Raw genomic sequence first — 7,833 nt, forward strand, 5'->3', positions numbered from 1 at the left:
TGTATATTTGAGATATTTACCAAATTAATGATTGAAACAGACCGGCTAATATTAAAGGAAATTAACGAAAGCCACGTAGAAGATATCCTGAAGATTAGAAGCAACGAAACTATTAATCAGTTTGTGAAAAGGAATTCTCCGAAAACGAACTATGATGCTCTGCAATTTATTTTAACGATTAAAGAACGAACTCAGAACGGGCAAACCCTTTATCTGGGAATTACCTATAAAAATCAGCCGAATCTTATCGGAACCATCTGCCTGTGGAATTTTTCTGAAGACAGAAAAACGGCTGAAGTCGGCTATGAATTATTACCGGACTATCACAGAAGAGGAATTATGTCTGAAGCCTTAACAGCTGTTTTAGATTATGGATTTAATAAATTACATCTACAGGAAATCTTAGCGATTACCCACAAGCTTAATGAAAACTCGAAAGGTCTTCTTTTGAAGCATAATTTTGTTTTGGAAGAGAACAGAGAAGATGAGGATTTTCCCGACAATATTATTTTTAGTTTAAAGAAAATAATTAATTGATTTCCCCACAGACTGCATTGTTTAGCATATGAAAAATGAAATAAAATCATTAACAGGGTTTAGAGGTATTGTTGCGCTATGGGTAACATTTTTCCATTTCAGTTACTTTAGAAATTTTTGGATCCAGTCCGTGAATGGGAAGGGATATGTAGCTGTAGATATCTTTTTTGTACTGAGTGCTTTTCTGCTGGCGGTATCTTATTCGGGGAAATTTCAGCACCTGACTTTTGACGGAGTGCAGAAGTTTTATAAGAAAAGAGTCAACAGGATCTATCCCGTATATTTTTTGTCTGTTGTTTTTATCATCGTTTTTATAGCAAAAAATCCTACCTGGACCCAATTTTTAGTCAATACAGCACTTCTACAGTGTTTTTTTAATCCCAATTATTCATTAAATGAAGTATACTGGTCATTGAGCACAGAATGGATTTGTTATCTGATATTTCCCTTTTTGCTATGGGGCATACTTAAATATAAACTAAACAGTTGGTTCTTGATCATATTAGGTTTAGCTTTAAGAGGTATTGTTTCTTATCTGCCGGACATGTATTTTGATGATGCACCGCTTGAGATAGACAGATCTTCTCAATACCTTGATATCGTTTTTGGAGTAAGTTCTTTAGTGCGAACGGTATCCTGCTATTTTATAGGAATTGGAATTGCATTTTTACAGGGAATAAAAATAAAGAAAAGTAACCTTTTTATTTATGGTGTAGTTATTCTATCCTTTTTACTTCTGTACACTGCAAGAGGATTATTTTTTATTCCGTTACTGTCAGCAATTATTATAAAGCATCTGTATTCGGAAAAAAAGAGTCTGGTCAAAAGTTTTTTAGAAACAAAAGCAGTTTACTTTCTAGGAAATATTTCATATTCATTATATATTATCCATTATATCGTAAGGCGACAGAAAATAGTCATTGTAGATTCCTACCATCTCAATAATTTTCTTCTGATTGGATTTTCTATTCTGTTGTCTTATTTTTCTTACATACTTATTGAAAAAAGAGTGAAAATATTTAAAACGTAATTCACCATTCATTTCAATAACTATATCATTCAATCATTATATTACCAGATTTGGCTATCCAGGAATTAAAGAATATTTTTGTAATATAATTTCGGTAAAGGAAGAATTATATCACATTAATACATTTACAAATTATCATACCAATCCCATGACCTGGACAGAAGTTTTAGCCCCGATAAAGAAAACAGAATATTTTACCAATCTTTGGGACAAAGTAAAGCAGGAATACGCAACAACGAAAGTATTTCCACCTAAAAAACAGATATTCAGAGCACTGGAAATTACTCCTTTTGAAGATGTTGAGGTGGTGATCCTGGGGCAGGATCCTTATCATAATGACTATCAGGCCAATGGTTTGTGTTTTTCCGTTTCAGAGCAGGTAGCGGCACCGCCTTCACTTAAAAATATCTTTACAGAATTAAAAGACGACCTGGGAATTGAAAGAACCTCTAAAGAATTGGATGACTGGGGAAAGCAGGGCGTATTATTACTCAATGCTACTTTAACGGTTCGTGCCCATTCACCTAACTCTCACAAAGATTTAGGCTGGGAAAAATTTACAGATTTTATCATTAAAGAAATTTCGGATAAAAAAGAGAATGTAGTATTTGTTCTTTGGGGGGCTTTTGCACAAAAAAAAGCCGAACTCATAGATCCGGCTAAGCATTTTATTCTAAAATCGGCGCATCCGTCACCGTTTTCTGTACATAGAGGTTTTTATGGAAGCAAGCCCTTCTCAAAGATCAATGAATATCTGGTCTCAAAAGGGAAGAAACCTATTTCTTGGTAGAATTTGATTTCTCGTCAGCTTTTGTAATTTTGATCCCGATTCTGTACTGTCCATCCAAATCTTTTCCTCCTGGTTCAGCTTTCCGGGAAGGAGTTAATTCTTCCAATGAAATGGTATATCCGTTGAATTCTGCAGACTTGTGATAATCTTGTCCTCCATGATCAGAAGTGGCAAGACTTAAGACGGTAGGCCGGGTGTAGGTTCCCATTACTTCTACCTGAGCTACAGCAACTCCTGCCCAAACACATACAACTCCTTCAGGACAGCGGCTGTCTTGAGAAATACCTTTGAAGGTCACATTCATTTCGTATTCTTTAAGGAATTTATTTTCTCCCTGATTAAAATAAATGACGCCTCCTTTTTGTGCTGAATTTTTGGTTTCATTCATAGGAGAAGGGGTTCCGGCGGTTGATCCCGGGGCTTTTGTTTTCTTTTGGGCATTGCATCCTGCTAAAGTGAGCAGTCCCAGACTAAGTATGATGGCTTTATGGAACATATTTTTATTTTTTTAAATAATATCAAGCATATCTAAAACTACTACCAAAAACATTGCCACACCTACCACAAGACTAAAACCGGTTCCGTAAATGAAGCCGATAAACGCACCTTTAGTAGATTGTAAGGCCTTATTCATATCCTTACTGTCATGAAGAAGTTCCCCGATAAATACCCCGGCAAACATTCCGATCAGAAACCCTAAAGGAATAGGAATGAAAATTCCTACGATGGTCCCAATAACTGATCCGATACTTCCCCAACGCGTTCCACCATATTTCCTGTTGGTTTTTGCCGGAATTACATAGCTTAAAACTACAGAAATTGCTGTGAGGATCCCAAATGCCCAAATATAAATCATCGGCAAATCTGCATCTGTCCCGAATTTATAAATTAAAAGTCCGCAGATGCTTAGCAAAAGCCCCGGAAGTACAGGCAGGAAAGTTCCCAGCATCCCGAGAACCAATAAAATAAGACAGAGAATATTAATTAAGGTGGTATCCATTCTTTTAAATTATCAATGCAAGATAGGAAAAAAGAAAATTCGCAGAAGCCTTTTTAATATTTGGGATGAAAATTGATTGTCAATAGTAAGATCATCATTCTTAATTTTATAAATTTGCCGTAATGAAAGACGAAATACAAGACACTAAGAATTTTTTGCAGGAAATAAGTGATCAGCTATACATCTATATCAGCCAGGTAACACCCGGCGGGATGGATTGGGTTGTTCATATTATTATCAAGCTGGCACTTTTGTGTGCTGTATTTTTAGTAGTAGATTTTGTTTTTAAATTTGCGATCAATTTTATTTTCAGGTTTTTCCGGAATGACGAAAAATATCCGATCATCCGGTCAATTTATCAGTCTAAGATTTCCAATTCTGTGGCTCATTTTGCCGCTCTTTTGGTGGTCGCAGGAATACATCCTTCTATATTTCCGGCAACGGCACTCCCTAAAACAAATATTTTTATTAACAGATCTATCAATTTGGGGCTTGTACTTATTCTTGCCGGAATGCTTTACAGGTCATTAACGGGCTTTAGAAATTATTTTACCATAAAGCAGGACTTTTATAAGATCATGGCGCTGAATGCTATTTCAGAAACCGTAAAGATCTTAGGAATCTTCATATTTTCCGTATTGGGAATATGCGTCATATTTGGAATTAAAGGAACCACTATTGTCGGGAGTTTAGGAGCTATTACAGCTGTACTGGTACTGGTTTTCAGAGATACCATTTTAGGTTTTGTAACCGGGATACATGTTGCTACTTCCAAAAATCTTAAGGTAGGGGACTGGGTAAGCATTCCCAAATACAGTATGGAAGGAAATATTATAGATATCAGCCTTCTGACAACGAAAGTCATGAATTTTGATAAAACAGTTTCTACAATTCCTACCTATGACCTTTTGACGACAGAGATCAGAAACCTTCAGGTCATGTCCGAATCCAATACGAGAAGGATCAAAAAATCTATTTACTTTAATATCAATTCTTTTAAATTTTTGAATGAAGAAGATATTGAACGTTTAAAAGAAATCAACCTGATCTCAGATTACCTTCAAGAGAAAACACTGGAGATAGAAAAAGAAAAACAGGACCTGAAGCATAATGATAAGACCATTAACGGAAGGCAACTTACCAATATCGGGGTTTTCAGGTATTATGCCCAAAAATATATAGAGAATGATCCGGATATAGATCAAAAAGGAGCTAAAATGGTTCGTCAGCTAGATATTACACCACAGGGACTTCCCCTTGAAGTGTATTGTTTTGCAAATGATTCTAAATGGGAACATTTTGAGCAGATCCAGGCTGATATTTTCGACCATCTCCTGGTGGCTTCCAAAGAATTTGATCTTCAGGTGATGCAAATAAGCATTAAGGCATAAATAAAGAAGTCAGAAACTAGAGATTATTATAATTTGACCATTACTTTTATCTAACTAGAGAAGTAATTCCAAGAGCTAATTTCTAATCTCTTAAAAATAACATCTAAATAAAGAAATGACAAAACTAAGTGTAAACATTAATAAAATTGCAACATTAAGAAATGCCAGGGGAGGTGATACGCCAAGCGTAACAGAAGCAGCAATAAAAATCCAGGAATTTGGAGGACAGGGGATTACCATTCACCCGAGACCTGATGAGAGGCACATTACAAGAAAAGACGTATATGATCTGAAACCGCTGGTTACAACAGAATTCAACATTGAAGGAAATCCGCACCGCTCTTTTATTGATATGGTTCTGGAAGTAAAGCCTGAACAGGTAACCCTGGTTCCTGATGCAGATGATGCCATTACATCCAATGCGGGTTGGGACACTAAAAAACATCTGGACTTTCTGACCGAGATTATTACAGAATTTAAAAAAGCAGGAATCCGCACCTCTGTTTTTCTAGATCCTTTACCGGAATTGGTAGAGCACGCTGCAAAAACAGGAGCTGACAGAATTGAGCTCTACACTGAAGCTTACGCGAAAAACTATCTGACGAACAAAGAACAGGCTATAAAACCTTATTATGATACAGCGGTTGCTGCTACGGAATTCGGTTTGGGAATCAATGCAGGGCATGATCTGAGCCTGGAAAATTTAAAATACTTTGCGGACCAGATTCCAAATCTTCTTGAAGTTTCAATCGGGCATGCCTTGGTTTCCGAAGCCCTTTATATGGGACTTGAAAACACCGTTCAGGCTTATTTGAAGAGACTGGCAAAATGGTAATTGATTAATAAGATGAGCGAGTTTTGTACCCCTTTACCTGAAGACAGGAAAAAATATATTAAAGATCTAGGAAGCATCCTTGTAGATGATTACGGTAAGAAGAAATTTTATAAACCTGAAGAAATAAAAAAAGCCAATCAAAAAACTTCATGGAGTAATATAAGCGGTGCAATTGATTATTCCTGTTGGGGAATGGCTGTTTTTTCCTCGCATGAGGATTTTGATTCATATCATAAAGCTTCGGGAGAAATCTGCGATTATGCCGAAATGAAGCAGGCCATGCTGGAGGGAATTTCTTCAGGAGGATTCAATTTCGTTATTCCTGAGCTTTCCGACACAGAAATCGATTTATCCTGGCTGGATATTGGGGATATCTTTCAGGCAGTTGGAGAATTTTTTTCATCATTTTTAGACTAATACATAATGGATAATAATATACTTAATTCAAAAATATTCGGTGAGAATCTTACGGTTACGCCACTTCTTGTATTTCACGGACTGTTTGGAATGCTCGACAACTGGGGGAGTTTTGGAAAAGACTTAGGAGAGTATCTTCCGGTACATCTGATCGATCTTAGAAATCACGGGAGAAGCTTTCATTCCGAAAGTATGTCACATGACGATCTGGCAGACGATATTGCCCGTTATATGGATCATTACGGTATTCAGAAAGCCCATGTTTTGGGTCATTCCTTAGGGGGGAAAGCCGTGATGCAGTTTGCTTTAAAATACCCTGAAAGAGTAGAAAAGCTGATTGTAGTGGATATTTCCCCAAAAGCCTATCCTCCGCATCATCAGGGGATTATTAAAGCCCTTGAAACGGTAGATTTCAATACGGCAGACTCACGTGGTGATGTAGAAGCCATATTAAGCCAATACATTCCTGAAAAATCTACGATCCAGTTTCTGGCAAAAAATCTGTACTGGGACGACAATAAAAAGCTGAACTGGAGATTCAATCTTAAAACCTTATCTGAAAAATATAACGAATTTGTTTCTAATGCGGTAAAATTTGGGGTTTTTGAAGGCGATTCTTTATTTATTGCAGGCGAAAAATCAAATTATATCCTTCCTCAGGATGAATACGGAATCAAACAGCAGTTTCCAAAAGCTAAAATTGTTACGGTAAAAAACGCCGGACATTGGGTTCAGGCTGAAAATCCAGTTGATTTCGCGAAAGTTGTTAAAGTTTTTTTGGGTTTAAATTAATTTAATTCTTTCTTTTTACTGATTTAGTTAAAATTTTCTTAAAATAAAACAATATATCCCCGTGTATTGAAATTTTTTGTATTTTAGTTTGCATAAAACTAAATATAATAACTTATGGAAAAGAAAAACTCAAAAAAGCCATTCTTTGCTTCGTTTTTAGAGAAACAAATTCAGGATCCTGAAGCTATTCAAGGAGGTGGAATTACAACACCTACTACTGATGTACTTACTGTACCAACGAGAGACACTATAACGACTTCACCGTTCCTAGATAATGCAACATCGCAGTTAAAAGATCAGGTAGTGACACTGAAATACCCTTCCGATAGTGATGAGAGTGGAGAACTGGATGCTCTATAATCAGCATACAAGACAATATAATCTAACTCAATTACCATAAAAGACGAGAATTTAAAAAAGAAGCTTTTTCTGCTTCATTCCTGGAAAAGCAGATCAAAGATCCGGATACCATCCAGGGAGGCGGAATTATTAACAACACTGATAACGATATCGTTACGGCACCTTCAGTTGAATGTAACAGCACAGGTTTTTGATCACGTGACATTTCCAAGCAAGGATCTTTTGGTTACGATGAAATATCCTTCTGACGGTGATGATGATGTTGTTTAAATTTCTCTAGAAAAATTTAAAACATATTTTAACCAAAACTAAATTATTATGAAAGACAAGAATTCACAAAAGAAGCCGTTTTTTGCTTCGTTTTTAGAAAAGCAGCTTAAAGATCCGGAAACAGTGAAAGGAGGTGGTGAGATTACTATTCCTGAAAGAGATGTGATCACAAAACCGTCAGTTGATACGGTGACTTCACCTCAAGATGATCTGATGCATACAATGAAGTATCCATCTGACGGAGATGATGATGCCCCAACAGTACCATTAGACTAATACTTTAAAGAAATAATCGTATTATACAATCTTTCAAAGGAAACTTACCACTAAGTTTCCTTTTTTAATAAAATCCGGCCAATGATTCTCTGCATTACCCACTCGAATGATTTTTACAATATTGATATTTTTTTT

At 36.1% G+C, this 7,833-nt stretch carries 12 protein-coding genes; 10 read left to right on the forward strand and 2 right to left on the reverse strand.

The genetic code is table 11. The features are described 5' to 3' along the window. Nucleotides 1–27: 27 nt before the first annotated feature. The 3 genes from DRF61_RS20990 to DRF61_RS21000 all read left to right on the forward strand — a co-directional run bounded on the left by DRF61_RS20990 (nt 28) and on the right by DRF61_RS21000 (nt 2,357). Nucleotides 28–537: a GNAT family N-acetyltransferase gene (locus DRF61_RS20990; protein ID WP_111960764.1), complete on the forward strand. Its 510-nt coding sequence runs from the start codon at nt 28–30 to the stop codon at nt 535–537. Nucleotides 538–565: 28 nt separating this feature from the next. Beyond that, nucleotides 566–1,567: an acyltransferase family protein gene (locus tag DRF61_RS20995; RefSeq protein ID WP_111960766.1), complete on the forward strand. Its 1,002-nt coding sequence runs from the start codon at nt 566–568 to the stop codon at nt 1,565–1,567. A 148-nt stretch (nt 1,568–1,715) separates the two neighbouring features. Further along, nucleotides 1,716–2,357, forward strand: coding sequence for a uracil-DNA glycosylase (locus DRF61_RS21000; protein ID WP_111960768.1), 642 nt, complete (start codon nt 1,716–1,718; stop codon nt 2,355–2,357). Here the strand turns inward: DRF61_RS21000 and DRF61_RS21005 are convergent. Next, on the reverse strand, nt 2,344–2,853 hold the full coding sequence (locus DRF61_RS21005; protein ID WP_111960770.1) for a hypothetical protein: 510 nt from the start codon (nt 2,851–2,853) through the stop codon (nt 2,344–2,346). The genes DRF61_RS21000 and DRF61_RS21005 overlap by 14 nt on opposite strands. Nucleotides 2,854–2,865: 12 nt before the next feature. After that, the gene (locus tag DRF61_RS21010; protein ID WP_111960772.1) at nt 2,866–3,357 is read right to left on the reverse strand and encodes a DUF456 domain-containing protein; all 492 of its coding nucleotides are present in this window, start codon (nt 3,355–3,357) and stop codon (nt 2,866–2,868) included. Nucleotides 3,358–3,479: 122 nt separating this feature from the next. Here DRF61_RS21010 and DRF61_RS21015 point away from each other — a divergent pair, with 122 nt between their 5' ends. From DRF61_RS21015 to DRF61_RS21045, 7 genes are all read left to right on the forward strand, one after another. Further along, complete coding sequence (locus tag DRF61_RS21015; RefSeq protein WP_111960774.1) at nt 3,480–4,748, forward strand: mechanosensitive ion channel family protein; 1,269 nt, start codon at nt 3,480–3,482, stop codon at nt 4,746–4,748. A 115-nt stretch (nt 4,749–4,863) separates the two neighbouring features. Further along, nucleotides 4,864–5,583 (forward strand): pyridoxine 5'-phosphate synthase, encoded by a 720-nt coding sequence (locus DRF61_RS21020; RefSeq protein ID WP_111960776.1) that lies wholly within the window; start codon nt 4,864–4,866, stop codon nt 5,581–5,583. Between the two features lie 12 nt (nt 5,584–5,595). After that, on the forward strand, nt 5,596–6,000 hold the full coding sequence (locus tag DRF61_RS21025; RefSeq protein WP_111960778.1) for a hypothetical protein: 405 nt from the start codon (nt 5,596–5,598) through the stop codon (nt 5,998–6,000). Between the two features lie 6 nt (nt 6,001–6,006). Beyond that, entirely contained in the window at nt 6,007–6,792 is a 786-nt protein-coding gene (locus DRF61_RS21030; RefSeq protein ID WP_111960780.1) for an alpha/beta fold hydrolase, read from the forward strand. Between the two features lie 114 nt (nt 6,793–6,906). Then, nucleotides 6,907–7,152, forward strand: a complete 246-nt coding sequence (locus DRF61_RS21035; protein ID WP_111960782.1) for a microviridin/marinostatin family tricyclic proteinase inhibitor — start codon at nt 6,907–6,909, stop codon at nt 7,150–7,152. 198 nt (nt 7,153–7,350) lie between these two features. Further along, nucleotides 7,351–7,422, forward strand: a complete 72-nt coding sequence (locus DRF61_RS22955; protein ID WP_223560199.1) for a microviridin/marinostatin family tricyclic proteinase inhibitor — start codon at nt 7,351–7,353, stop codon at nt 7,420–7,422. Nucleotides 7,423–7,470: 48 nt separating this feature from the next. Next, nucleotides 7,471–7,698: a microviridin/marinostatin family tricyclic proteinase inhibitor gene (locus tag DRF61_RS21045; protein WP_111960784.1), complete on the forward strand. Its 228-nt coding sequence runs from the start codon at nt 7,471–7,473 to the stop codon at nt 7,696–7,698. Nucleotides 7,699–7,833 lie beyond the last annotated feature (135 nt).

Origin of the sequence: Chryseobacterium lathyri (genome assembly GCF_003290185.1) — a bacterium.
In the GTDB taxonomy this organism is placed as follows: domain Bacteria; phylum Bacteroidota; class Bacteroidia; order Flavobacteriales; family Weeksellaceae; genus Chryseobacterium; species Chryseobacterium lathyri.